The sequence below is a fragment of the Flavobacterium inviolabile genome, assembly GCF_013389455.1.
In the GTDB taxonomy this organism is placed as follows: domain Bacteria; phylum Bacteroidota; class Bacteroidia; order Flavobacteriales; family Flavobacteriaceae; genus Flavobacterium; species Flavobacterium inviolabile.
Genome location: NZ_CP058278.1, coordinates 1,301,723 through 1,327,905 on the forward strand (window position 1 = coordinate 1,301,723; position 26,183 = coordinate 1,327,905).

22 protein-coding genes are annotated in these 26,183 nt (G+C 39.6%); 21 read left to right on the top strand and 1 reads right to left on the bottom strand.

Annotation, left to right across the window (positions count from 1 at the left end; translation table 11 throughout):
• The first annotated feature begins 5 nt into the window (after window positions 1-5).
• From HW120_RS05710 to HW120_RS05780, 15 genes are all read left to right on the top strand, one after another.
• Window positions 6-1,694, top strand: coding sequence for a phage tail sheath family protein (locus tag HW120_RS05710; RefSeq protein ID WP_177731838.1), 1,689 nt, complete (start codon window positions 6-8; stop codon window positions 1,692-1,694).
• 30 nt (window positions 1,695-1,724) lie between these two features.
• Window positions 1,725-2,156, top strand: a complete 432-nt coding sequence (locus HW120_RS05715; protein WP_177731842.1) for a phage tail protein — start codon at window positions 1,725-1,727, stop codon at window positions 2,154-2,156.
• Between the two features lie 24 nt (window positions 2,157-2,180).
• Window positions 2,181-3,539, top strand: coding sequence for a phage tail sheath family protein (locus HW120_RS05720; protein WP_177731844.1), 1,359 nt, complete (start codon window positions 2,181-2,183; stop codon window positions 3,537-3,539).
• Between the two features lie 29 nt (window positions 3,540-3,568).
• A complete protein-coding gene (locus HW120_RS05725; RefSeq protein ID WP_177731847.1) occupies window positions 3,569-4,000 on the top strand; it encodes a phage tail protein in 432 nt (143 codons plus the stop codon).
• A 2-nt stretch (window positions 4,001-4,002) separates the two neighbouring features.
• Window positions 4,003-4,443, top strand: coding sequence for a phage tail protein (locus tag HW120_RS05730; protein WP_177731850.1), 441 nt, complete (start codon window positions 4,003-4,005; stop codon window positions 4,441-4,443).
• A gap of 221 nt (window positions 4,444-4,664) precedes the next feature.
• Entirely contained in the window at window positions 4,665-4,826 is a 162-nt protein-coding gene (locus HW120_RS05735) for a DUF5908 family protein (RefSeq protein ID WP_177731853.1), read from the top strand.
• Window positions 4,826-5,560 (top strand): CIS tube protein, encoded by a 735-nt coding sequence (locus HW120_RS05740; RefSeq protein WP_177731856.1) that lies wholly within the window; start codon window positions 4,826-4,828, stop codon window positions 5,558-5,560. The genes HW120_RS05735 and HW120_RS05740 overlap by 1 nt, the downstream gene beginning before the upstream one ends.
• A 1-nt stretch (window position 5,561) precedes the next feature.
• Window positions 5,562-7,307, top strand: coding sequence for a type VI secretion system tip protein VgrG (gene vgrG, locus HW120_RS05745; RefSeq protein WP_177731859.1), 1,746 nt, complete (start codon window positions 5,562-5,564; stop codon window positions 7,305-7,307).
• Between the two features lie 84 nt (window positions 7,308-7,391).
• A complete protein-coding gene (locus HW120_RS05750) occupies window positions 7,392-7,682 on the top strand; it encodes a PAAR domain-containing protein (RefSeq protein ID WP_177731862.1) in 291 nt (96 codons plus the stop codon).
• 149 nt (window positions 7,683-7,831) lie between these two features.
• Entirely contained in the window at window positions 7,832-8,242 is a 411-nt protein-coding gene (locus tag HW120_RS05755) for a GPW/gp25 family protein (RefSeq protein ID WP_177731865.1), read from the top strand.
• Between the two features lie 91 nt (window positions 8,243-8,333).
• Window positions 8,334-11,501 (top strand): baseplate J/gp47 family protein, encoded by a 3,168-nt coding sequence (locus HW120_RS05760; protein WP_177731868.1) that lies wholly within the window; start codon window positions 8,334-8,336, stop codon window positions 11,499-11,501.
• Between the two features lie 30 nt (window positions 11,502-11,531).
• Entirely contained in the window at window positions 11,532-14,318 is a 2,787-nt protein-coding gene (locus tag HW120_RS05765; RefSeq protein ID WP_177731871.1) for a hypothetical protein, read from the top strand.
• A 12-nt stretch (window positions 14,319-14,330) separates the two neighbouring features.
• The gene (locus tag HW120_RS05770) at window positions 14,331-17,423 is read left to right on the top strand and encodes a hypothetical protein (RefSeq protein ID WP_177731874.1); all 3,093 of its coding nucleotides are present in this window, start codon (window positions 14,331-14,333) and stop codon (window positions 17,421-17,423) included.
• Window position 17,424: 1 nt separating this feature from the next.
• On the top strand, window positions 17,425-17,691 hold the full coding sequence (locus HW120_RS05775; protein WP_177731877.1) for a hypothetical protein: 267 nt from the start codon (window positions 17,425-17,427) through the stop codon (window positions 17,689-17,691).
• 144 nt (window positions 17,692-17,835) lie between these two features.
• The gene (locus tag HW120_RS05780; RefSeq protein ID WP_177731881.1) at window positions 17,836-21,081 is read left to right on the top strand and encodes a Hint domain-containing protein; all 3,246 of its coding nucleotides are present in this window, start codon (window positions 17,836-17,838) and stop codon (window positions 21,079-21,081) included.
• Window positions 21,082-21,235: 154 nt separating this feature from the next.
• Here the strand turns inward: HW120_RS05780 and HW120_RS05785 are convergent, their stop codons facing one another.
• Window positions 21,236-21,898, bottom strand: coding sequence for a LexA family transcriptional regulator (locus HW120_RS05785; RefSeq protein WP_262888437.1), 663 nt, complete (start codon window positions 21,896-21,898; stop codon window positions 21,236-21,238).
• 966 nt (window positions 21,899-22,864) lie between these two features.
• On the opposite strand from HW120_RS05785, the gene HW120_RS05790 reads away from it, so the two are divergent.
• The 6 genes from HW120_RS05790 to HW120_RS05815 all read left to right on the top strand — a co-directional run bounded on the left by HW120_RS05790 (window position 22,865) and on the right by HW120_RS05815 (window position 25,822).
• A complete protein-coding gene (locus HW120_RS05790) occupies window positions 22,865-23,029 on the top strand; it encodes a hypothetical protein (RefSeq protein WP_177731887.1) in 165 nt (54 codons plus the stop codon).
• Window positions 23,029-23,400 (top strand): hypothetical protein, encoded by a 372-nt coding sequence (locus tag HW120_RS05795; protein WP_177731890.1) that lies wholly within the window; start codon window positions 23,029-23,031, stop codon window positions 23,398-23,400. Before HW120_RS05790 ends, HW120_RS05795 begins: the two co-directional genes overlap by 1 nt.
• An 18-nt stretch (window positions 23,401-23,418) precedes the next feature.
• Window positions 23,419-24,063 (top strand): N-acetylmuramoyl-L-alanine amidase, encoded by a 645-nt coding sequence (locus HW120_RS05800; RefSeq protein ID WP_177731893.1) that lies wholly within the window; start codon window positions 23,419-23,421, stop codon window positions 24,061-24,063.
• A gap of 25 nt (window positions 24,064-24,088) precedes the next feature.
• The gene (locus HW120_RS05805) at window positions 24,089-24,436 is read left to right on the top strand and encodes a hypothetical protein (RefSeq protein WP_177731896.1); all 348 of its coding nucleotides are present in this window, start codon (window positions 24,089-24,091) and stop codon (window positions 24,434-24,436) included.
• A complete protein-coding gene (locus tag HW120_RS05810) occupies window positions 24,351-24,746 on the top strand; it encodes a hypothetical protein (protein ID WP_177731899.1) in 396 nt (131 codons plus the stop codon). The genes HW120_RS05805 and HW120_RS05810 overlap by 86 nt, the downstream gene beginning before the upstream one ends.
• Window positions 24,747-25,090: 344 nt before the next feature.
• Window positions 25,091-25,822 (top strand): hypothetical protein, encoded by a 732-nt coding sequence (locus HW120_RS05815; RefSeq protein WP_177731902.1) that lies wholly within the window; start codon window positions 25,091-25,093, stop codon window positions 25,820-25,822.
• The last annotated feature ends 361 nt before the right edge of the window (window positions 25,823-26,183 follow it).

The window sequence follows — 26,183 nt, forward strand, 5'->3', positions numbered from 1 at the left end:
AAAACATGTCAGAATTTAAAACTCCGGGCGTTTTTATAGAGGAAATCCCAAAATTTCCACCATCTGTAGCTCAGGTAGAAACGGCAGTACCGTCATTTATCGGCTATACTGAAACAGCGCTTGACAAAAACAAAAAGACCTTGAAAATGGTGCCTACAAAGATTAGTTCTTTGATGGACTATGAAACGTACTTTGGAAAAGCGAAAAAAGAAAGTATCCAATTAAAAGATACTGAAGACCAAGGCTTGACCCTTGTAAAACCGAATGTAAAGTTCCTAATGTACTATTCCCTGCAAATGTATTTTGCAAATGGTGGTGGTCCGTGTTATATCGTTTCTGTAGGCGGTTATGACGGCGGTGTAAACAAAAGTGATCTGAAGTTAGGTCTGGATGCTTCTGCTTTGCAGGAAGAATCAACAATTGTTGTTTTTCCTGATGCAACATCATTAACACAGCAGGAAGAATTTTATGCAATTTATCAGGATGCATTAGTTCAGGCTGATGACTTAAAAAACAGATTCCTGATCATGGATACATTCCGTGGTGAATCAAAAACGAAAGAACCGGTTGCTGGTGCTGATTCGCCTCTTGATACGGTTGGATATCTTCGTCACAAAATCGCGACGACAATGCATGCTGCAGCCTATTTTCCACATTTGAAGACCGTATTGAACTACAGTTTCGATGAAAAAGCTGTAATCGATCATGCCGGATTGCAGTTAGCCAATGCTCCGGGGAATTTCTTCGCTGATGCTGCGGCCGATTTGGGTGCATTAAGCAGCCTGGCTTCGGCGGAACTGGAAGATGCAACTCCTGAGGAACCTGCTGATACAAAAGAGCTTATCGATATTATAAAGAGTGCTATTGCTATCGTAGAAAATGTAAATGTTACGGCCGATAGTAAAGTTTCGTTGGTGGATGCTCAAACGTATTTACAGTACTTGAAAAGCGGAACAGCTGATGATGAAGCTATTATTGGAATTCTAGCTGCCTTGAAAACTGCGGTAGAAGGAGCTGAAGATAAAAAAGGCGATGCAAACGGATTAAAACTGGATGCGTTAAAAACGACAAATTCCGCTTTATACAATCAGATTAAAAAAGTAATCGCTGAACTAAACGTGGTATTACCTCCGTCTTCAACTATGGCTGGAGTATATGCTAAAGTTGATGGTACACAAGGGGTTTGGAAATCACCGGCGAATTTGGGACTTAACTATGTAATCGCTCCAACCGAAAAAATTTCAGACAAAGAGCAGGAAAGCTTAAACGTAAATCCAAGCGGAAAATCGGTTAATGCAATCCGTACGTTCACCGGTAAAGGAAATCTGGTTTGGGGGGCAAGAACTTTCGACTCGGAAAACACCGAATGGAAATATATCTCGGTTCGTCGTCTTTTTGATATGATCGAAAAATCAGTTCAAAATGCAATGCAGCGATTCGTTTTTGAAACCAATGATGCGAATACCTGGGTAAAAGCGAAAGCCATGATCGAAAACTACCTGAACCAGTTATGGATGAGTGGTGCCTTAGCGGGAACAACTCCGGAACAAGCCTATTACGTTATCGTTGGTAAAGAAACAACAACGGCGCAAGATGTACTGGAAGGCAGAATGAATATTGAAATTGGTATGGCGGCAGTTCGCCCTGCAGAATTTATTGTGTTGAACTTTTCACACAAAATACAAGAATCATAAAAAATAGATAACAATTAAATACAGCAAATTATGAATGAATATCCATTAGCGAAGTTTTCCTTCGAAGTTGATTGGGGTGGAACAAAATTAGGTTTCACGGAGGTTACCGGAATGCAGATTGAAACTGACGTTACGGAATACAGACACGGAGCCAGCCCGGACTTCAGTAAAATCAAAATGCCCGGACTTAGAAAATTCTCGAACATCACGTTAAAACGTGGTTCTTTCAAAGGAGACAACGAGTATTTTACCTGGTTAAACAGTATCAACCTGAATACAGTAGAGCGTCGTTCGGTTACAATTTCACTTTTAGACGAAACGGGAGCACCGGCAATTACCTGGAAAGTGAAAAACGCATTCCCTGTTAAATTACAGGCTACCGATTTGAAAGCCGATGCAAGTGAAGTGGCTATTGAAACTTTAGAAATCGCTCACGAAGGATTAACAATCGAAAACAATTAATAAATAACTTTTAAATTAAAACACATGAATTACAAAACACCAGGGGTTTACGTAGAGGAAATTGTAAAATTCCCACCATCAGTGGCACAAGTAGAAACAGCTATTCCGGCTTTTATTGGATATACTCAAAAAGGACCAAAAGATGAGCCAACAAGAATTTCTTCCTTAATGGAGTATGTTACACTTTTTGGAGGCGCCGATTTAGAAAAAGACACTTTTAAAATTAGCATTGCAGACGATGTGGCTACTGTTACAATTGATGAAGCTAAAATTAGCAAATTCAAAATGTACTATGCATTGCAAATGTATTTTGCAAATGGCGGTGGTCCTTGTTATATCGTTTCTGTAGGGGGTTATACTACAGGTGTAAATGCAGTAGATTTCGATAAGTTAGTAGCAGCGTTGGAATTATTAGAAAAAGAAGATGAGCCAACACTAATCGTGTATCCGGATGCAGAAGCTTTAACAGTACCTAATGCACACTCATTATACAAGAGTTCATTAAACCATGCAGAAAAAATGGGTGACCGTTTTGTGATTATGGATACTATTGGTGGTGTTGATGCCTTCAGAGAAGGAGTGGAAGCAACCGGTTTAAAATATGGAGCTGCCTACCACCCGAACTTGGAAACAATTTTGACATATAGCTATAATGATGCAGATATTGCTATTACCAGCTACAAAAAAACAGTAGGAAATACTTTAGAAGCTGTTGTAGGAGCTCCAACAAAATTGGACGCTTTAAAAACATACAACTCGGCTTGTTACAACTCGGCGAAAAAAGATATTGCTGCAAAACGTGTTGTTTTGGCACCGTCTTCAACAATGGCCGGAGTTTATGCAAAAGTTGACAGTACTTCCGGAGTATGGAAAGCACCGGCAAACATTGGTCTTAACTATGTAGTTGCTCCGGTTGAGAAAATTTCTCATAAACAACAGGAAAGCTTAAACGTTGATGCTAAAGCTGGAAAATCAATCAATGCAATCCGTACATTCACCGGTAAAGGTACTTTAGTTTGGGGTGCCAGAACTTTAGACGGAAACAGCAACGAATGGAGATATGTATCCGTACGTCGTTTCTTTAACATGGTTGAAGAATCAGTTAAAAACGCTACAGAACGTTTTGTATTTGATGCTAACGATGCTAAAACATGGACACGTGTAAAAGCGATGATCGAAAATTTCCTTAACCAGCAATGGATGAGTGGTGCCTTAGCCGGAAGTACTCCGGAACAAGCCTACTACGTGAGCGTTGGTTTAAACGAAACTATGTCGGCTCAGGATATTTTAGAAGGTAGAATGATCGTTGAAATCGGTATGGCGGCAGTTCGTCCTGCAGAATTTATCGTGTTACGCTTTTCACACAAATTACAAGAAGCATAAAAAATAGATAACAATTAAATACAAAAATTATGAATGAATATCCATTAGCAAAGTTTTCCTTCGAAGTTGATTGGGGTGGAACAAAATTAGGTTTCACGGAAGTTACCGGAATGCAAGTTGAAACAGACGTTACGGAATACAGACACGGAGCCAGCCCGGACTTCAGTAAAATCAAAATGCCGGGACTTAGAAAATTCTCAAACATCACATTAAAACGTGGTTCTTTCAAAGGAGATAACGAGTACTTTACCTGGTTAAACACCATCAACCTGAATACAGTAGAGCGTCGTTCGGTTACGATTTCACTTTTAGACGAAACCGGAGCACCGGCAATTACCTGGAAAGTGAAAAACGCATTCCCTGTTAAATTACAGGCTACCGATTTGAAAGCCGATGCAAGTGAAGTTGCTATTGAAACTTTAGAGATCGCTCACGAAGGATTAACTATTGAAAATAACTAGTCATGGCAGGCTTATATCCTCCAACAAGCTTTTCGTTTACAGTTAGCGGAGTAGCATCAGAGGGTATTGACTCCAGATTTCAATCTGTATCTGGATTATCTACAGAAATTGGAACTGAGGAGTATGCAGAAGGAGGTGAGAACCGATTTGTTCATCAACTTCCACTGCGTCCAAAATACCCTAATTTAGTTTTAAAGCGTGGGCTTGTAGAAGACTCCGGATTGATTGAATGGTGTAGAGCTGCCATGGAACGATTCGAGTTCGCCCCCAAAGATTTAGTCATTACGCTTTCAGGTGGAACAGATTCAACAGCACCATCGATGTCTTGGAATGTTGTAGGCGCATATCCGGTAAAATGGGATGTGTCCGAATTTAACGCCGAAGAAAGCAAACTGGCTATTGAAACAATAGAACTCAAATATAGATATTACACAATACCTTAAGCAAGCGGTCTAAGCTTGTAATTTGAATAGCAAAACTAAACACATAAAGTGTATTAGTTAAAGGTAAAATCTTAACTAAATCTTTTAAAAAAAGGCGACAGTTTGATTGTTAAAATCAACCTGAACGGACGCTTTATGTGTTTGGTTTTTTAATAAATAGCGCTTTAAAGTGCTTATTGTCAGTATTTAAAGCGTTTACTAATCCATTAAAAGCAAACGAAATGCCAATAGAAATAAAAGAACTCCATATTAAGATAAATGTGGACGAAAATGCATCCGGTACAACAACTGCCACATCGGTAGACAAGGAAGGAATCATGCGGGCAATCAGCGAAAGCGTAGAACAAATAGTAACTATTGAACAACGTAAAAAAGAAAGATAATGGGAGGATCAATTCAAAAATTAACGATTGGAACCTATAAAGATTCAAACTATGAAACCAGGATCTTAATGGGGGCTTTTAAAGCGTTTATCAATCCTGCGGGTTTTTCCATGACCTATAAATCAAATTTTGCTTCAGATCAGGCAATGGGTACTTCTAAAGCAGATTTGAAATATACCAATTCGGTTCCGTCTGATTTACAATTAGATTTTCTTTTTGATGGCACAGGAGTATCAGAAGCAAATGCCGTAACTAAAGCACTTAGTAGCGCGGCGCAAAAAGCGGGTCAGGGATCAGCATTCGCAGCGGCTGCAGTGTCAAAACAGATAAAAGATTTTTATAAGGCTACAGGGCAACTTGAAGGAAGGATTCACAAACCCTATAATGTTATTATAAACTGGGGTGATTTTGAATTTCTGGGATTTCTGTCGGAGTTTACCATCGAATATAAATTATTCAATAATGAAGGAAAACCGTTACGGGCAATCGGAAAAGCAAAATTTACAGAATCCATTAGCCCGGAACTCGCTGCAAAAACAGATAAACTAAACTCGCCCGATCTTACCCATAAACGAACGGTAGTAGATGGTGACACACTGCCTTTGATGACCGAAAGAATTTATGGCGATTCCAAATACTATTTAGAAGTCGCCAAAGTAAACGGTATTATCGATTTCAGGCAATTAACTCCCGGACAAGAATTATTCTTTCCACCTATAGCAAAAATATCATAAGATGAATAATAGCGGCTACATACAAACAGCAAAAACTCCCGACCTGGTAACCTATAAAGTGATGTCCGGAGGCACAGAACTGCCCGTTCAATACGGCGTAAAAAGTATTGTGGTAGAAAAAGAAGTGAACAGGATTCCACATGCCCGCATTGTTATTTTAGATGGAAGTGCTCCGGATCAGAATTTTAAACTAAGTAGTGAAAATTTACTGATTCCGGGAAAGGAAATTGAAATTACGGTTGGATACCATTCCAAAGAAGACACCCTTTTTAAAGGAGTTGTGGTAAAACATAACTTAAAAGTTAAAAACGGATCGACTTACCTGATTGTGGAGTGTAAAGACAAAGCCGTCAAGATGACTTTGGGAAGAAAAAGCAAGTATTTCTACGAAAGTAAGGACAGCGATATTATCGAAGAGCTGATCGGAAATAGTGGTGCTACTGCCGATGTTGAAGCTACAGCAAAATCACATAAGGAATTGGTGCAATACCGTGCCTCCGATTGGGATTTTATGGTAACCCGGGCACAGGCCAATGGGAAACTTTGTTTTGTAGACGACGGCACCATCAAAGTAGCCAAACCGAAAGTGAGCGGCGAAACGGTAGAAACCGTAGCCTTTGGTTCTTCTGTTCATGAATTTGACGGAGAAATCGACGCCAGAAATCAGTTTAGTAAAATCACGGCTACTTCGTGGAGTTATACCGATCAGGAAATCGTAGAAGCAGAAGCGCAGGATCCTGCAATTGCACTCAATGGTGACCTTTCGCCAGGTGATCTGGCTGCTGTTTTCGGAATTGAAGACCTGCAGTTGCGACACGGAGGTAAGATAACCCAGGAAGAACTACAGGACTGGGGCGATGCCAAAGCCGTTTTTCAGCAATTAGCGAAAACACGCGGAACAGTAAAGTTTCAGGGGATTTCAAAAGTAAAACCAGGCGTTTTATTAAAATTAGAAGGCTTAGGAAACCGATTTAACGGTACCATTTATGTCACAGGCGTACGCCATGAAGTTGCAGAAGGAAACTGGTTGGTGACCGCACAATTTGGATTAACACCAACGTGGTTCTCAGAAACCTATGAAGTGAGCGAAATGCCGGGATCCGGAATCATGCCGGCCATTAGCGGTTTGCATGTTGGAGTGGTATCACAATTGGAATCGGATCCGGATGGAGAAGATCGAATCCTGGTACAAATACCAATTATTAACAATGAAGAAGAAGGAATCTGGTGTCGTGTAGCAACACTTGATGCCGGAGAAAACAGAGGCTCTTTTTTCAGACCGGAAATTGGCGATGAGGTTATTATTGGTTTCATAAACGACGATCCGAACGATGCCGTAGTACTGGGAATGTTGCACAGCAGTGCCAAACCGGCACCGATAACAGCCACCGATGACAATCATGAAAAAGGATTCGTGACCCGAAGTGAAATGAAAATGATTTTCAATGATGATAAAATTTCCTACACACTTGAAACACCGGCTGGTAAGAAAGTGATTTTAGACGAAGATGCCGATATTATAAAGATTGAAGATGAACATTCGAACATACTCACCTTTAAAAGTGATGGTATTACGATGGAAAGTGCGGGAGATATTAAAATTAAAGCCTCCGGAGATGTCAGCATCGAAGGAACCAATGTAAAACTGAAAGCCAGCGCACAGTTTAAAGCCGAAGGAAGCTCCGGTTCGGAAGTGTCCTCAGGAGCAGTAACCGTAGTTAAAGGCTCTCAGGTAAAAATCAACTAAAAAGCGATAAGGATCGCGATGACGAAAAAAGAAATGCAAAGGAAGCGACGCCTTACGATCTGAAAAAATTATAAATAACAATATATGAAACCAGCAGCACGAATTACAGATATGCATACCTGCCCGATGGTTACCGGAAATGTACCTCATGTAGGCGGACCTATATTGCCGGCCGGCGAACCGACAGTATTAATTGGCGGAATGCCCGCAGCAAGAGTAGGCGACAAAGCAATCTGTACCGGTCCACCCGATACGATAGCCGCCGGATCATCGACCGTTTTAATAGGCGGAAAACCGGCAGCAAGACAAGGCGATACCACAGCACATGGAGGTGTCATATCGGCTGGTCTGCCCACCGTGTTAATTGGTGGATAATGCTGCACAATGATATTTAAACTCAGTAATGGCTTTGCTACCCGTATTCGGCCTGGCCTGAAAACTGAAACATCCATAACCACACCGCGGTAAACAAAGGCATCATATTACCGATAAACTATTACAATAAAAAAAATATAAAGAACAGTATGAAAATAAATACAGATTTTTTAGGAATAGGTTGGAGCTTTCCGCCTGAGTTTAATAAAGCAGAAGGAAGCGTGACGATGACTACTGATGTTGAAGATATCAATAACAGTTTAATAATCCTTTTGTCTACGCGACCAGGAGAACGTGTCATGTTTCCAAACTATGGCTGTGATTTACAGGAAATGCTTTTTAAGCCCCTGGAACTAACACTAATCACACAAATGAAAGGTATTATTGAACGCGCCATCTTGTACCACGAACCCCGGATCAATATTATCAGTATTGAAATTGATACTACAGAAGAACTGGAAGGACAGGTGTTGATACATATCGATTATGAAGTAAGAAATACCAATACGAGAAGCAATGTTGTTTTCCCTTTCTATAAAGGAGAAGCCACAGCAATCTAAACGACTTGTAATTACTGTAACCCGATTCGATTTTGCCAGAATAGTTTACATCAAGTATTGCAGCTGACCATAGAAAATTAAATATAAACAAATGAAAAAAATAGATACATTTTCGCATTATCGTGACGGAAAATCACAAATGCAACGCTTTTTAACAGAACTTGATCCCAGTAATCTTGAATTGCACGATTTCGATTTGTTTGATTGGCTACTCTTTGCAAACAATTTTGCCAATCATGTAAATTATTTTGATAAAAATGATGCAACAACACCTAACGGAAGCTGGGAAGGCTTTTTTTTAGGTGCCGATGATTATTCCATTCCGCGTAGGGAAAGTGTTGCTTACAAAAGCCTGAAAAAAGAGGTTACAGAACTTGTCGCTCAATTTGAGAAAGACGGAAGTCTTACGCCTCACCTGACTTTATTTATCTGCTTTATTAAGTTGATGGATTTTTCGAAAAAGGCACTTAATAACCTTACCCAAAGACATCTGGATTTCTATTACAATGAAATTCTTCAGATCGAAAAACAAGATGCCAAATCGGATAAGGTTTATGTGATTTTCGAATTAGCCAAAAAAGCAATCCAGGAAAGAGTACCGGAAGGTACCTTACTTGACGCTAAAAAAGATGCAACAGGTAAAAAACGTGTTTTTAAAACCGAAAAAGAACTTATTGCCAGCCAGGCAAAAGTGGTCGGACTGAAAAGCTTTTTAAACGATAAAACAAAAAAAGAACTAAAAATAGCCCGTGCGGTTAATACCTTAGACGGAATAGCCGAAAAACTAACGGAAACCAGTAATTATTGGTGGCCTTTCGGATACAATTCGGACGAATCCAAGCCGGAAAAATCGGACTTTAAAGAACTTGAAAACGCCAAACTGGGCTTTTCAATCGCTTCCTCATTGCTAAGCTTAAAAGAAGGCGAACGTACCGTAACCGTTACGATCAGCTTCCGAAATAACGGAACCTCAAGATTAGCGGCTTTAAAGCCTAATGAAATCGAAAACAATATCAAATTGTTTTACAGTGGTGAAAAAGAATGGGTGTCTGGTAGTGCAATAAAATGTCTTAACAACGATGCTAAAAGTCTACAGTTATCCTTTACGCTGACGAAGAATTTCCCGGCCGTAGTAAACTACAATAAAGAAGTATTGGGCGGAACATTCCTGACCAATTTTGCCATTGCACGATTTATGATCGAAGGAAACAAGTACTATGAACTTTATGAGGCACTGGCGGAAAAAGAAATCCAGAATGTAGACATTGCCGTTGATGTAAAAGGAGTAAAATCCATTTTGATTGAAAACGATAGCAGTACGCTAAATCCGGAAAAAGATTATTTCCCATTTACAGGACAACCGGTAACAGGATCTAATTTTTATATTAAATATCCGGAGATGTTTGCTAAAAAATGGGATAAAGCATCCATTACAATCAATTGGAAAAACACACCAACATCGATAAAAGATCTTTATGAAGGCTATACGATTAAGCCCAATGTTGTTGTTTCGAAAAATACTTTTAGCGCTGCTAAAATGAAGAGTTCTGTTGTTGTTCAGGACGATCATTTTAAAGCGAATGCTTCTCTTTTAGAAAAAGAAGGATGGGCTATAAAAGCGACAGACATCCAGTTGTACCAAAAAACGGAAACCGGTTATCAAACGTATTTTTCGATCAAAAACGCCAGTCCTGTTGCGGGAACTTCCGAGTCGATCCGATTAACCTTAAAACAATCGGCATTACAGGATGTCTATCCAAAATTATACACACTGGCATTAACCAGCGGCGAAACAAACATCCTGATCCCGAATGAACCGTATATCCCAGTGACCGAAAATGTCGAATTGAACTATTCGGCTTCAGAAAGTGCTTATACGGGCCGAAATATTCTGGTAAAGAATGTAAAAGCATTAAATACAAAAAGCGCTTTTGCGAACCAAAATATTCTGGCAAAGAATGTAAAATCATTAAACATTGAAAGCATTTCTCCGAGCCGAAGTATTCTGGCAAACAGTGTAAAATCAGCAAAGAACAAAGAAGTAACATTGTTTTATGAAGATGCATTTGGTCAGGTTGAAAAAGAAATGTCCGCCAATAGTATTGTACCGATTCACGAAGCTGGAGGCGAATTGTTTATCTGCCTGGATGCCAATCCAAGTGAAACGGTATCCTTGCTAATCCAGGCTTTGGAAGGAAGTGAAAACACTTTGGCCGATACCTTTGAGAACAATGAAAATATTGAATGGGATATTCTTTCTAAGAATACATGGATAAGTCTTAGAAACAATATCCTGACAAACGAAACGAAACGATTCCTGGAATCCGGAATCCTGAAATTTAAGATTCCGAAGGATATTGATATAAACACAACCTTATTTGAGAAAAAAGGGATATGGATCAGAGCTAAAACAAAAACAAGCTATGACGCCGTATGTAAAATTCAGGGAATTTATACACAAGCTGTTCTGGCTACTTTTCAGAATCAGGACAATGATTTGACCCACCTGGATCACGGACTGGAAGCGGGAACCATCGCAAAACTAATTACAAGAGTACCGCAGATCAAATCGGTAAGTCAGCCCTATAATTCTTTCGACGGAAAATATAAGGAAACCGATGCGGCTTTCTACAGACGTGTTAGCGAACGATTACGACACAAAAACAGAGCGATTACACAATGGGATTATGAGCAACTTGTTTTGCAGGAATTCCCAGACGTTTTTATGGTGAAATGTTTGAACCATACTTCCGAAAAATCATTTATGGCTCCTGGTCATGTGACACTGGTTGTGATTCCGAATACCAAAAATAAAAATGCATTCGACATTTACCAGCCACGAATAAGTCGTGCCAGTTTGAACAAGATTCAAAACTATGTTAATGGATTAAATTCAATGCATGTTAAAACCCATGTTATCAATCCAAACTATCAGGAAGCCACTGTAGAAATAGAAGCGAAATTCTTTAACGAATATGATGAGGCATTTTATAGCAAGCAACTGGACGAAGATATTAAAAAATTTATATCGCCCTGGGCTTTCGGAGATTCTGACGTAGTTTCTTTTAATATGAAACTCAATGTAAATCAGTTGATTAATTATTTGGAGCAACTTTATTATGTTGACTATATCGACAGTTTACAGGTAATGATTAATGGTGAAATACAGACGAAATATTTAATCGAAGTAGATCCGAAATCCATATTAGTATCCGCAAAACAACATGCTGTGACTATTGCAAAACAGGTATGTATTTAAACAAAACAAATAGATAAAAAACAGATAATTATGTCAGAAAATAGTCATATTAGTATACCTAAAAAAGTTGAAACGGAAGACCAGTTAGATTTTCAGTTTCTACGAAAGACAGGTATTAAATACATAGAAGAACTGGGTAGTAAACTCTGGACAGATTATAATTCTCATGATCCTGGGATCACTACTTTGGAAGTGTTAAGTTATGCCATTACCGATCTGGGCATGCGAATGAACCTTAATACGGAAGATATTTTATCTTCTGAAGATCCGGATAAAAATATTGAAAACCAATTTATTAAAGCTACCGAAATTCTGCCGTCAAGACCATTGAATGAGCTGGATTACCGAAAATTATTTATCGATGTTGGTTTAAAATCGGGCAGTAGCAGAGCTGTAAAAAACTGCTGGTGGCGTCCTAGAGTAGAATTGGTTTATGCCGATTGTAAGTCAACAAAACTGGCGTTAAACCCGAACGATTTAGGCGTAACTGAAACAAAAAGCTTCGACGTAAAAGGACTTTATGATCTTTATGTAGAATATGGTGATGACCTTGAAGGAGAAGACGCAACCGATGTTTGCGACAGATCGAACACCAGAATAAAAATTCTGGAACGTTATCATGCAAACAGAAGCCTTTGTGAGGATTTAGTAGACATCAGGGAAGTTGAAACGCAAAGTATTGCGGTTTGTGCCCGGATTGGTGTTACAAACAAAGCCGACGAAGAACTCGTACACGCAAAAGTGTTGCGAAGCATTAACAATTACCTGTCGCCGGAAGTGCACTTCTATTCCTTAAAGCAAATGCTGGACAAAGGATATACGACCGATCAGATTTTTGACGGACCGCTTTTGGATAATGGTTTTATCGATACGGAAGAACTTAAAAACAGTCAGCTAAGAAAAGAAGTACGGCTGTCCGATATTATCAGTGAGATTATGAAGGTTGAAGGCGTTCAGGAAATTAAAGAAATTTCTATCGCCGGATGTGACGGTACTTTACAACAAAGTGATGAATGGGTGATCTGTATCGGAGAAGGAAAAAAACCGGTATTGTGTGATCTAAGTTCTTTTAGCTATTCCAAAGGATCGCTACCGTTAAATATCAATCGTAAAAAAGTAGCCGAATACCAGAAAACATTCCGTGAGGAGCAGGAAGCACTTAGAGTAGATGCGCGGTTAAACAAAACATTGGAAATCCCTACAGGAACGGCCTATGACTTGGGAAATTATGCCTCTATTTTAAATGAATTCCCGGATACCTATGGTGTGGGAACATCCGGAATTATTGGAAATCCGGGTGTGGAAAGAGAAGCGCTTGCCAAGCAGTTACAAGGGTATTTGCTGTTTTTCGATAAAGTACTGGCCAGTTATTTCAAACATCTTGAAAAAGTAAAAGAAATATTGAGTGTTAACGGTACGCTGAAAAGAACCTATTTTACACAGGCGCTTAAAGGAATCAATGGTTTTGAAAATCTGGTAAAGAATTATGTAACTAACGACGACGATAAGCTTACCGATGCTTTATATGAAGAACTGGACAATAGTGTAGAACGAAGAAACAAGATTCTGGATCACCTGACTGCCCGGTTTGCAGAAACATTCAGCGATTATACCTTCCTGATGAAAACACTTTACGGAGTGTCTACCGATGAAATTGTATTGCGAAACAAAGAAGTTTTCCTGAGCGAGTACAGCACATTGAGTACCGATAGAGGATTGGGGCATAATTATACCCTGACTGCCGATACCGATTTGTGGAATACCAGTAACGTTTCCGGAGTACAAAAAAGAATTGCGCGATTGTTGGGAATGAAAGATTACAAGCACCGAAATGTGTCCAATTCGCCTGTTCAGATTATCGAAATCACAGAAAGCGGAGCCCCGGCCTTTAAATGGCGTATTAAGGATGCCGACAATGCCATTATTCTGAGTGGTGTTAAAAGCTTCAAGATTGAGTATGGCGCTACACAAACGTTAAACGAAGCCGTTTATCAGGTCATTCAGATTGATCAGGAAGATCTTGAAAACAAGCTGGAAACCACTTTTAATGGAAACGAACGTATTGGAAACATCATCATCCGTAAATCGGAGATGGAAAATTTCTATCTGGAAATTGTAGACGATTCCGAAGCGGCTGTAGTTATCGCATCCCATAAGAAAACAAATCCGTATACGTCACAGGATGCCTTAAAAGAGGGAATCCTTAATCTGGTAGATTATTTCAAATATCGCTTCACCGAAGAAGGGCTTTTCCTGGTAGAACACATGTTGTTAAAACCATCGGTTAAAAATTATGATTTGATGGGCGGTATCGGTTGTATGGCTATTGAAGACACTTTTATCGTGATGTATGATGGCGATGGCGGCTCTGGAGCTGCCGATCCGGATGCCTTTATGACTACCTGCGAAGATGGTTGTGAGAACGATATTTTTGATCCGTATTCCTACCGTGTCAGCGTAGTGCTTTCCGGATATGCATATCGTTTTTCAGATTATGATTTCAGACGTTATGCCGAAACGGTTATCCGACAAGAACTTCCGGCACACGTTTTAGCAAAAATTTGTTGGGTTGGTGACAGACAGGGTGAGGTCGAAACCGCGATGGGTGATCTGTCGGATTTCGAAAGAACCTATAAAAAATTCCTTCTCGATAAAGCACGAAATAATATTAGCAGTTTGGGAAGCAGTACCAAAGCGTTACTGGATGCACTAACCAACTTAAATAATATCTATAAGCCGGGAAGGCTGTTAGACTGTGCCGTGGACGATAACGACAGTCTGGATGGAAAAATCATACTAGGACAATCAAACATATAAAACAGAAAAAGAATGAACACTAAATTAGATAATATCACGACCCAGTATAGAAAGTTCAACGTAAATCAGGCGTTAACCGAAGGGCAATTGAATGAATTTATTGATTATTTTGAAGATCAGGATCGTTTATCAAGAACCAGGCTAAATGGTGTTGGAGTCGGTTGCGGTTTTGAAACCGGCTTTATGGCGAATACTGCGGCACGAATCGCAGTCGTAAACCCAGACCAGCAGCAGTATCAGCAGCAATTTCAATTTATTACAATTTCGCAAGGTGTGGGTGTTACCACAGATGGAGACCTGATTACGTTGCGTAAAAATATTCCCGGATCTAAATCTAAAGAGGTTAAAATAGACGATGCCGAAACAAAATATGCATACTATAGAGCCTATTTGGATCCCTACAAATATCCGCATTTCTATAGCGGAAATACACAAATGCCGCTATTGGAATTGTTTACCCAGGCCGACTATGAGGATCTGATAGCAAAAGGAGCCATAGCCGATTCCTTTCGTCCTGTATCAGCGCTGCAACAGGAAGTGCGCAATAAAATCGTAATTCTATATCTGGAAAGCTATTCTAATGAAGAATCACCTTGTCAGGATGTCGATTGCGACAATAATGGAGCAGAACAGGTGTCTGATCTTAAAGTGCTTTTGGCGAACAGAAGCGACATGGATTTCTATGCACTTAACAGTAATGGATATGACAGTATTTATCAACAGTACAATAACTACGAATTACTTTATGAACAGTTAAGAAACGTTGAAGTTCCAAGGGTAATTCTGGATAGAAATGTGACAACGGAATTGGCGTTACGTACAAAATTCCAGAATGCCATTCAGAGTGGTACACTGATTACCGATTTGGATTTTAGTTTTAATCTCATTGCGGATATGTTTGATATTACCATGGACTTTGGTGGATTAAACCTGAGAGATAAACTGGATCAGGCATTAAATACGGCTTCATACGATTATCAGTATCGCTATGACCTGTTAAAAGATTTAGTGGATACATACAACGAGATCAAAGGATTGGTATTGCACCTTAAATCCGAATGTTGTCCGGATATTAACGCGTTTCAAAAGCACCTTTTGTTAGGACCTCTTGGCGCTCCGCTAAATCAGGGAGATCATACGTCATACCGTCATGATTTTTATAGTGCGCCAATCAATACCCATGAAGATGAAAACAAAGAAAAATTGATTTCATTGGCGAACCGTTTTACGCTAAAACTTAAAAAATTCCAATCGTTTAAAGGGCCGATCGTTATCACACCGTCTAACATAGGTGTTGCGCTAAGTGAAAAAGCCATTCCGTTTTATTATAATGTAGATCTGGATCTGTTAGAAAAATGGAATTTCGAAAAAACGAAAAATTATAAGGAAACCTATAACTTAAGTTACCATAAAGCCAATCTGGCAACCGACGATTTTATTCGGAATCCGTTGCTGTACAATATGGACCACAACGATTTTTATAAAATTGAAGGCTTTGTCGGGATGCCGTATACCATTGCAATGCAAAATATTAATGCCCTTAGGGATAGATATGGATTGGCATTTAAAGTTTCCGGATTATCCCTGGAGAAAAGTACCTCCCGAGCGCTTAGCGGAACCATTACAACGGCTACTGCTGCTACAGCTACTGTTGCTACTGCCGCTGCTGCCGCTGCGGGTATTGCTGCCGTAGTTACACCGGGCGACGTAACGGCTGTACCAGAAACACCTGTTTTGCCAGTGGGACCAGAGTTGACAACCATATCAATCAAAGATCTGAGAGCACAATTAGTGGCTATTTCCAGTGATATTAGTAATCAGGTTAATGCACAGCAAACCTTGCGAACAATATCCGGCTTGGATAATCAATTGAAATTATTAAATACGATCGATTTTAAAGCGATTGCTGATTCGGGGATTTCCATTGTAACACAAACGGCCAAAGAAGAAAAGGTAGACACCGAATTTTTAGGCGATTTCCTTGACCTGAAATCAGGATTGGAGCATGATGGCGGTGTACCGGTTGGCGGGACTTTGTATCTGATTTACAGATCGGAAGAACACAATACCGTTTTAGCCGATTTTGCATTGCCTTACCTGTGTTGTTCCAAAAAAGATCCGGTATTTATGGCATTGCCTACGGCTAAATTATGTCAGAATGATGCGAAGATTCCGTTTACGATTATTCCTTTGGATGGCGACATCAAAGCGAATATTGCAGGTCGGGAAGTGAAAGTCGTTAGTAAAACTGCAGGTCAGAATTTCTTCGATCCGGGCCTTGTGGCAGCGGCCGATTTAGGTAAAACAATCACCTTTACCGTTAACGACGATCCTGTGGATGCAAAAATGATCGTGCATGCACTGCCAAATGTAACGGTAACCGCTTCTGAACCGATTCACGGTGAAGTTCCGGATCTTCCGGATGCAGAGGTAACATTTACAGTTACCGGAGCGCTTGCAAATCTGACCTATATGATGGATTTTGGCGATGGTAAAAAAGCTTCGGGTACAGTGCCATTAGATGGTAAAATCAAGAATACGTACAAGCTTGTTGCAGGTCAGGAAGATACTTTCAGACCAACGATTACAATTTCGAACACGAACAGTTGTTCTAAAAAATATGATCTTAAACCGATTGTAATAACAGGACAAACAACCGTGAAATGTTTATCCGGTCTGGAAGTCACGATTCAGTATCACGATACCAAAGGACCTTGTCCGGGTGGACACGCTTGTAACTCGGCCCGATTCAAGTTATTGGCAAATTCGATACCACTTGGCAATGCCACTAATGGTAGTAACATTGTGAACTTAAATAATGGTAGTGCAGCACTTCAGCCGGGACAGGCTTATGGCGATGGAGAAACTTCCGGAAGATCGCGTAAGTGGACCTATAGCATTTCGGCAACAGAGGCACAGGCCATTGTTGCGGCAAACCAGCCTAACGACGGATTCATTTCGTTCTCATTGGTTTGTGCAGACAGTTCTTGTCACAGCGGTGTAGCATGGACTACATTAAAATTAGATGGTGCGGTAATTTATAATGGTTGTCCGAAAAATAACTTCTTGACTATTAACCCTTGTACAGGAGAAATAAAGAAATAATATGAAACTGATCGAACGATATGAAAAAGACGGAACTGTCATTGAAGTTGATAGTTTGCTTACTACAAGCGATGCCGTTATCGATATAAAACAAATCATGGTAATGAATAATGAAGAGGTTCTTTTTTGTTTTGATACCGTAGAAGATAGGATTATTATGACTGAATCTGCCGATGCTTTTATAGCAAAATACAAGGACTATTTGGGAACGTTGGAGAAAAAAACAGCTCATGTAGATACGGGGTGTGGATGCAAAAGTTGTAAGTAATGACATCTTTAAAGGATTTATAAAACGCGTCATGCTTGAACACAATCAGGACAGATACTGCGGGACTTGATACGGTAACGGAATGCAAAATAACCGCAGTATGGCTTCCTGTGAAAAGCTGCTAAACCATTTAAATTATTAAAAATGAATTACAATTATCAATTAAATAACATAGCAACCCAATACCGAAAATTTAGTAAAGGGCAAAGAGTAGAGGATTTGCAATTCAACGAGTTCCTGGATTTTTTTGAAGATCAGGACCGCTTGTCCCGGGTTATGCTGGAAGGCGTAGGGATTGTGTGTGGTTTAGAACCACAACCGATTTACGAAAATAACCTGCTTACCAAAATAAAGCTTTCGCAAGGTGTTGCAATCACTACAGATGGAGATTTGCTTACGTTAAACAAGAAAAGCAAAATCCAGGATTTAAGTGGCGACGCCTATATGGGCGAACTAAAAAACATAAACATATCCGATAAAGAATACACACATTGGAGGGTTTATGACAATAGTAAAGCAATGTATCCGCCTTTTCATACCAATTTAGGAGTGCAGAACGTACAACTTTGGGAACTGGCAACAGCCGAAGAAGCTACAACAAATTTTCAGCCGTTGGCAACACTTGGCGATTTTGATGACAAATACTTACTGCTTTATCTTGAAAGTTATGAAAAAGAAGTAAAACCATGTCGCGGTGTGGATTGTGATAATCACGGAATCCAGCAAATTCGAAACCTGAAAGTGTTGGTTACGACACATAGTAGTGCCGACCGGATTCTGGCTAAGGATAACGTTTTTCCGGAACGTATGATCTCGGGTAACGTAACCACAGCCAGAAAATTAAAACGTGTTATTTTAACACCACAACTGGGAACACCGGAACAATTAAAACAGGCATATAAAAATATTGTAACGGAAAATGATTACGGTTGGATGTTTTCGAATATTGATTTTATTTCGGAAAAAATGAACATCCCGTTGATCAATCGGGCCAACTTTGTGAGTACGCTAAACCAGCTTGCCAATCAGAGTAATAATTTTCAGTATGCCTATGATGTCCTTAAAGACTTAGTGGAAACGTTTGCCGAAATCGTCAAATTACTACCGGGTTCCTTTACGAAATCGCTGCCCGATGTAGCTTCTTTTCCAAAGCATGTCATACTTGGGAAATTGCTGCCAATAGCCGGATACGATTATACCAGACATAACTTTTATAATTCGCCTGTTTTAGACAGCGAAAAAAAGACATTAAGGGTTAGAACATTAATCGAACGCTTTAATCAATTGATCCTTGCGTTTAGAAATCCGACCAATATTGGTACCGGAGTTGTCATTACGCCGTCAATGAATAAAAGTTCGTTAGGAGACCGATCCATTCCGTTTTATTATGAAACTTCGGAAGAATTTTTACGCCTTTGGAATTTTGATAAAACAAGTAACAGGGCTTTCGATACGAATTTAAATTATAATAAATCGAATCTTTCAACAGCGCTTAACGTGCAAATGCCGCTCGATTACAACATCGATAAAATGCCTTATTATCTTATCGAAGGACATCAGGGAGGTGATTATCATGAAGTGATCGATGCGATTCAGACAATAAAAAACGCGAAGCAGTTAGGCTTTGAAGTAATGTCGGTATCTCTGACACAACTACTTAATAATAAGGATTTCTATAAGGCTGATTTTGCCGATTATGTTGGGAAAAACCCGGCATTGGAACATAAACATGGAGTTCATAAAGGAGGTACTTTTGTCGTGGTTTACAAATCGGAAAGTGATCCTTATGTAATTGCCGATTTTGCCCTGCCTTACATTTGTTGTACACCAAAAACACCTATTTCGTTAAGCCTTCCGTCTCAGACCGTTTGTAAAAATGGAAAACCGATGGTTTTTACCGTAAATCCGCCAAATGGAGAAGTAAAAGCAGCTGCTGGCAATGTACTCCTTGCAGGTGTTACAAAGATCAACGGACAATATTTGTTTGATCCGGACTTGGTTGAACCGGCATTACTGAATCAGGAGATCAGTTTTACAGTAAACGGAAAACCAACCAATTGTAAGGTCAGAGTTTTACCAATACCTGCCGTAACAATCAATGCGGTCAAATTTGATTATCCTGAAGGCGATTCAACGCAAACAGTTGTGACGTTTAAGGTTTCGAATCAGAATGGAGTGGAATATGATTATAAATGGGATTTCCTGGGTAATGGAAGCTATGTTTCTGTTAAACCGGATGATGCGGGTAATGTTAAAAATATATACTTTGCTAAAGGTAAAGTTAGAAGAAACCCGGTAAATGTCCTGGTTACAGCAGGAAACGGCTGTTCTCAGATGGTAACGCTTACCAATTGGTATGTGTCGCAACCAACAAATAATAATACTCCTCCAACGGTGGCGCTTAGTGCTATACCTACGGACTTGTATGTACCGGGGAGGCACCAGTCAAAAATTTACAGAGAAGTAACGCCTGGAACAGGTACAATTCCGGATTCCGGTTATATATGGTCGTGCGATGATCCTAATGTGATTATCTCAGGTACCAGCAATCCGGTTGGAGCAACTTTCCCTTATGCCGGAGTCTTTACGGTGAAGTTAACGGTTAAAGATTCTAATAATTTAGAAGGGTCCGCTACCCTTGTGTTTGATGTGAAAACGCAGGTGAGTATTACAAATTTGATTGTAACGCCATCGGAACCAAGTACCAATGATATTGTGAATGTTAGGGCTGTGACGAATAATCCAAGCAATATTCAGGACTTACAATATGAGTGGTACCTGGATGGTGAGCGGGTCAATACTACATCTGTAAATGAGATGGATTTCGGGCCGCTTGATGCCGGGGAAAGAAAGATTGATGTGCTTTTGAGCAGCAGTGCGGGTTGGTATCATTCAACGGAAGTGCATACCGTTATAGTGCAGGTTCAGGAGCCGGTATCACCGCGGGGAGGGACTTCCTTCTTGCCGGGAACCAAGATAACCATGGAAAATGGAAGCTTGAAAAATATTGAAGAAATCAAAAAAGGGGATCGGTTAAAATCCTATAAGGGCTCCGTGACGGTTATCAGATCTGTTAATTATAAGGCGGAGGTTAATCTGTACCGATTGAATGAGGAGGTACACTTTATAACGGGGGCACATCCGGTACGAACAACATCTGGCTGGCGATCGTATGAACCGGAAAAGACCAGAGCGATTCTGCCGTCATTTCAGATTGGCCAGCTGAGTGGAGACATTATGCTTATGAAAGCTGGAGATCTAACGGAACCATTACAAACGGACGACTTTATAAGCGGGAATTTTACAGTGTATAATCTGGAAGTAAACGGAACTTTGGATTATTTTGCTAATGGCTATTCTGTACATAGTGAAATAATGCCACAGGCATAGGCTAAATGCTTAATCGGTTAAAGTAATCGAGCGTGATAAGCAGGTTGAGGTTGTTTAGTGGCAAGAAAACGTCGGGCCTTCCGGCCCTACGTTTCTGTTTGTTTTTTTGAGAATTTAAAGAAACCATGATCAAATGGTCAGGAAGCGATTGTTGTTATCGCCGGTTGTTTTTGCGTCTTGTACTAATGATGTTAAACAGTTTGGCAACATCCTTAAGATGGATTTCAAAATCATTGTAATAGTCATTTAAGGAATGCAGCGTAATAATTCCGTTTTCCACATCGTGATTGATGATCCGTTTTACCAAAATACCTTTTTCCTTGTGGATAATCACAAAGTCCCACTTGTTATAATGCAGTTTGCTCATCCAGAAATCCTGTCTGATATTCCTGCATAATAAAATGTCGCCTTCCAGGTAGCTCTCGTAGGATCCGTTATCCATACTGTCGCCTTTAACTTCGAAGCACATGTACTCGCCCCGGTGTTCTACGTCGTCAGTGAAGGGAATGGTAGGAAGGCTTTCCGTGTATTCTTCATCGGCAAAACCGTTAAGGTAACCGGCTTGTGCATATTGGTTTACAAGCGGCACATTCATGACCTTTAATTCGGAAAAAATAACCGGAGATCCATTTTCATTAGTTGGTTTCTGTTTTTTAGCTAACAGGCTTTTCATGAAAAAGGCAGTCGTTTCAGGAATTTTTCGTTCGCCTTTTTCCCAATACTGTATCGCTCTAATTCCAACTCCAATAGATTTTGACAGCTCAGATTGCTTCATGTTTAAGTTTTTTCGAATTTCTTTAAACTCTAAATAATTCATAATGAGATTTTTATAAATATTAAACAAAATAAAACGCAAATTGTACTCTTTTTTGTTTTGTAAACACGAACATAATTCGCATATTTGTCGTGTAGCGTATCGAGATTAATGCAAATATACGAAATATATGCAACATTTAACAGTGTTGCTAGTATTGGTATAATCAAGTGACGCTCTTATATTACAGTGTTTTATTTCCTTTTTGGAAACTGCAAAAATACAAAATAAAAATACGAACATAGTGCGGTATTGTGCGTTTTTTATTTTTTTTGCAGAACTATTTGCGTAAAGAAAAGCTACAACAAATGCTGGATTTATTTTTTAATCAATTTTTAAAACAACCAATTTTTAAAACAAACCGATGAGAAGAAGTAAAGAATTAATTGAAAAGCGAAAAGAATTTGTTACGAACTACGTAACGCATAACCAGAGCAAGCAGATGAAGGTGATTGTGACTGAATTGACAGAGATGCTGTTTCTGTCAGAACGTACCATATATAATATCCTTACTGATGATGAAAATGATTACTAGGATTGTAAGCCTTGATAAAGGATGGAACCTGTTCTGGTTCTATCAGGACAAAAACGAACCGGATTTTCCCGAGTTAGGTTGGGAATAAAGCCCGGAACTACGGTAAAAGACTATTTAAATGCAACTGTCAGTATAAAAGATTACCATGCCGTTATGCATCGGATATCGTAAACAGTTAAGAACTTTTCTAAAAAAAGAAACAACGCCACACATTAATATCTGGGAAACAGGCCCGTAAGCCAGTATTTAAAGAAACCTGATGCAATGACTATTGTATAGTGGCGTCTTCAGAGAATAAAAAATAAAGCAAAAAATGACAGGCTTTTTAAGCATTGACTTAAAGGGCAGGAGACCTTTTTGTCTTCATTCGGAAGCATTCCCTTTCAGATTAGCATCCAGATAAACCACTAACTACAAGTATAATACTAATAATTATGAAAAGAAAAAAGAAAGCAACAAAGAGAAAGAAAGGGGTATTTGATGAACCGGAAAAAGATATTGATGATCTTATTGATGATATCGCTTATCTGGATGAGAGTCAAAACATTAAAAAAAGCAAAAGCTTTTTAGACAATATGTACCTGATAAATAAAGAATAATGAATTTAGAAAACTTCAAGATCTTATTTATAGGAACGGCAGTCGCATTCTCAGGAGGACTGTTGAGGGTATTGATTTCGATTCAGAATAAAGAAAAAAAACAGCCTTGGGAACATATCGTAACCTTATTGATTGTGATAATCGTAGGCTTTACAATGAGTTATGTGATGCATAAAGCGAATGTCAATGACAAATGGTATTCCACCGGGATGCTTTTTGTCCTTGGCTATGGCTATGATAAATTCTTGAAAATGATCACAACAAATCTCCCAAGCTGGATTGACAAAGCGGTAAAAGCTTATATCGAAAAGACATACGGGATCAATACGGACAAGGCACCAAAAGAGAAAGAAGAGGAGGATGAAAAATAACTTAAAAAGGCAAAACAGATGAAAACAATAAGTCATGATTTCCCTGAAAATCAATATTACAGGGAAATGACAAAAAAAAAAGGAATTGTGCTGCATCATACCGTCTCTGGCGACTCGGTCGCGGGCGATATCGAATGGTGGAAATCCACTGCGGAACGTGTTGCCACACCTATAATCATCGCTAGAGATGGCGGGATACACCAGTTATATTCTTCTCAATATTGGGCACATCACTTGGGAATAAAGCAAGAACATTTTAAACTATTCGGTCTTCCGGCCTCAAATACCCAGCGAAATAAAGAATTTATAGGAGTGGAGCTTGACAGTTGGGGCGGATTGACCAGTAAAAATGCCCGGTATTATTCCTTTTCAGGCCAGGAAGTAAAGAAAGAAAACGTGGTGTATTATGAAAAAGGATTTCGGGGCTATCAGTATTTTGAGAAATACACGCCGGCGCAGCTCGACTCTTTAAAGGAACTTCTGGAATATTGGGGCAAACGATATGAAATCCCGCTGGACTATAAAGGCGATGTTATGTTTGAATGTAACAAAAGAGCATTGAGCGGCGAAAGCGGAATATGGGGACATGTTTCTTTCAGGCCGGACAAGTCTGATGTGCATCCTCAGCAAGAACTCATCGCGATTCTGAAATCGTTAGCGTAAGGAATGGATATAAAAAACAAGGAAAATGAGAGATAAGGTGCTATGCTATGCTTTGGGTGTTCTGGTTGTTATAATCTTAGTACTGAACATTCGAATGTATTTTTTGAAAAAAGAACTCAATGCCGTTCTCGATGAACAGATGGAGGAATTGGAACTGCTGAAGGAACAGCACTTAATGCGATTAGACAGCATAGCGTTTTTGAAAGAAAAGAAAATCGCCGTGATAGCTGAAAAAGAAAAATCGCTTTATGATCAGGTTGCTAAGGCAAAAGAAAACAATATGCGTTATGAACAAATCAAAATTAACATTGGTAATACTGATGATGCTGACAGCCTGGCACGCCAGCTCACAAACCGCTATTCCGAAAGATAGTGTCGTGATCTCGAAAGAAGTGGCCAGAAAAGTGCTGATTGACCTGGCGGATTATGATCGGCTCAGGGAAAATAAAGTAGAAACGAATCTGGAGGACTGTATCGGAATCCAAAAAGAAAAAGACGTATTGATCAGCTATATGGCACAACAAAACAAGCTTTATGGAGAAACGCTGCTGCTGACTGAAAAACAGTTGAAAATCAGAGACGAACAACTCCGGCTGAATAAGGGCGGCAGCGGCAAAAGCCTGTTGTTTGGTGTGGCGGGTTTTGCTGTAGGCCTTGTGCTGGGCGGGCTGCTGATACAATAACGTTCGAAGAAAATCAGAAGTATTGCAACTACAGAATAGAATAGCCGAAAAGCTATAGCATGAAATAAAAATACTTGAAATTTGCATTGTTCAATAAGAAGAACAGCAGGAAAACCGAAAGGTAAGACTTACTGCAACTACAGAATTCAAACACAAAATATACTTAAAATTCAAATCCAATATTTGAATTTTGTAACCATAAAATAAGCAGATACAATAGTGCTGCATATAAGTAACGGAAGGCATATCCGGCTTATAAAAACAACAAAAAAATACTGAGAAATGTTTAACGGACTGTGGAATTGTTACAAACAGGCAACCATCAGGAACATTACAACAAGATTATGAAAAATATAACGACGAGAGAGGAACTCAAAAAATATTTTGAAAGAGGAGACCGCCCTACTGAGAGCCAGTTTTCGGAACTGATTGACGGATATGTTCATTTAAATGAACTTAATTTCGGACTCTCAATCAAGCCGGCCACAGAAATATTCAATAAGTATTATGACTTTTATAAAGCTGACGATGTTGCTAATTCCGGAGCAGGCCACATAATAATCGAATCGGAAGCAGGAAAGGATCCTCAGATTTTTAACGGGTATCATCATGTCTTAAGCCGGGAAGTGTTCTATAAAAAATTGCATATAGAATTACTTGGCGGAATTAAGATTGAAACACACCAGCCGAAAATCATAATAAAGCGCTACAAGCAGAAAAAAAGACTGCGTAGCGGCTTTAAGAAAAAGTCCGGATTTTATCGGGAAAAAATGACGGATGCAGAACTATGGCAAAGAAAATCAGAATACATTGTGAAAGAACGGGAAATGATTCTTGACCTGGAACCCATCCACTATTTCAGACCGAATAAGGCGTATAAAAACTTTTTGCCATCAGGAAGCCTCAATAAATCCGGTTCTTTTAAGTACTCAAGACATGGAAAAGCTTTTGTACCGATTACCATGCAGGTGGAAATACTGATTAACGGTATTGCATACCGGTCGCAGCCCGTAGGATTAAAAATCATTTTAGGTTCTGCAGGCGATACCGATTCCATAAACTATCTTTTAGATTAATTATCAGGGATAACCCTGTCCAGGTAGGACGTTCTTTTTGTAAGTAGCCCTTGTGCGTCAGGTATAGTTCCTTGCTACGGCAGGAACTGATCCGGAACCGCATGGGATACGTTTTGAGCAAGACCCTGGGGAAACCCGTGGGACTATCCGTCTGCGAACGGCCTTCTGACGGGGTTTATCTTTAAAAAATAAAATATTTCGATTAAAACAGTACAATACAACCCTTGTCCAGGTAGGACGTTCTTTTTGTATGTAGCCCTTGTGTGTCGGGTGTGGTTCCTTGCTACCGCAGGAGCTGATCCGGAACCGCATGGGATACTTTTTGAGAAGGACTCTGGGGAAACCCGTGGGACCATCCGTC

Excerpts from the sequence above, each read along its gene's own strand:
- HW120_RS05710 (WP_177731838.1), top strand. The coding sequence starts at position 6 with ATGTCAGAATTTAAAACTCCGGGCGTTTTTATAGAGGAAATCCCAAAA.
- HW120_RS05715 (WP_177731842.1), top strand. The coding sequence starts at position 1,725 with ATGAATGAATATCCATTAGCGAAGTTTTCCTTCGAAGTTGATTGGGGT.
- HW120_RS05720 (WP_177731844.1), top strand. The coding sequence starts at position 2,181 with ATGAATTACAAAACACCAGGGGTTTACGTAGAGGAAATTGTAAAATTC.
- HW120_RS05725 (WP_177731847.1), top strand. The coding sequence starts at position 3,569 with ATGAATGAATATCCATTAGCAAAGTTTTCCTTCGAAGTTGATTGGGGT.
- HW120_RS05730 (WP_177731850.1), top strand. The coding sequence starts at position 4,003 with ATGGCAGGCTTATATCCTCCAACAAGCTTTTCGTTTACAGTTAGCGGA.
- HW120_RS05735 (WP_177731853.1), top strand. The coding sequence starts at position 4,665 with ATGCCAATAGAAATAAAAGAACTCCATATTAAGATAAATGTGGACGAA.
- HW120_RS05740 (WP_177731856.1), top strand. The coding sequence starts at position 4,826 with ATGGGAGGATCAATTCAAAAATTAACGATTGGAACCTATAAAGATTCA.
- vgrG (WP_177731859.1), top strand. The coding sequence starts at position 5,562 with ATGAATAATAGCGGCTACATACAAACAGCAAAAACTCCCGACCTGGTA.
- HW120_RS05750 (WP_177731862.1), top strand. The coding sequence starts at position 7,392 with ATGAAACCAGCAGCACGAATTACAGATATGCATACCTGCCCGATGGTT.
- HW120_RS05755 (WP_177731865.1), top strand. The coding sequence starts at position 7,832 with ATGAAAATAAATACAGATTTTTTAGGAATAGGTTGGAGCTTTCCGCCT.
- HW120_RS05760 (WP_177731868.1), top strand. The coding sequence starts at position 8,334 with ATGAAAAAAATAGATACATTTTCGCATTATCGTGACGGAAAATCACAA.
- HW120_RS05765 (WP_177731871.1), top strand. The coding sequence starts at position 11,532 with ATGTCAGAAAATAGTCATATTAGTATACCTAAAAAAGTTGAAACGGAA.
- HW120_RS05770 (WP_177731874.1), top strand. The coding sequence starts at position 14,331 with ATGAACACTAAATTAGATAATATCACGACCCAGTATAGAAAGTTCAAC.
- HW120_RS05775 (WP_177731877.1), top strand. The coding sequence starts at position 17,425 with ATGAAACTGATCGAACGATATGAAAAAGACGGAACTGTCATTGAAGTT.
- HW120_RS05780 (WP_177731881.1), top strand. The coding sequence starts at position 17,836 with ATGAATTACAATTATCAATTAAATAACATAGCAACCCAATACCGAAAA.
- HW120_RS05785 (WP_262888437.1), bottom strand. The coding sequence starts at position 21,898 with ATGAATTATTTAGAGTTTAAAGAAATTCGAAAAAACTTAAACATGAAG.
- HW120_RS05790 (WP_177731887.1), top strand. The coding sequence starts at position 22,865 with ATGAAAAGAAAAAAGAAAGCAACAAAGAGAAAGAAAGGGGTATTTGAT.
- HW120_RS05795 (WP_177731890.1), top strand. The coding sequence starts at position 23,029 with ATGAATTTAGAAAACTTCAAGATCTTATTTATAGGAACGGCAGTCGCA.
- HW120_RS05800 (WP_177731893.1), top strand. The coding sequence starts at position 23,419 with ATGAAAACAATAAGTCATGATTTCCCTGAAAATCAATATTACAGGGAA.
- HW120_RS05805 (WP_177731896.1), top strand. The coding sequence starts at position 24,089 with ATGAGAGATAAGGTGCTATGCTATGCTTTGGGTGTTCTGGTTGTTATA.
- HW120_RS05810 (WP_177731899.1), top strand. The coding sequence starts at position 24,351 with ATGAACAAATCAAAATTAACATTGGTAATACTGATGATGCTGACAGCC.
- HW120_RS05815 (WP_177731902.1), top strand. The coding sequence starts at position 25,091 with ATGAAAAATATAACGACGAGAGAGGAACTCAAAAAATATTTTGAAAGA.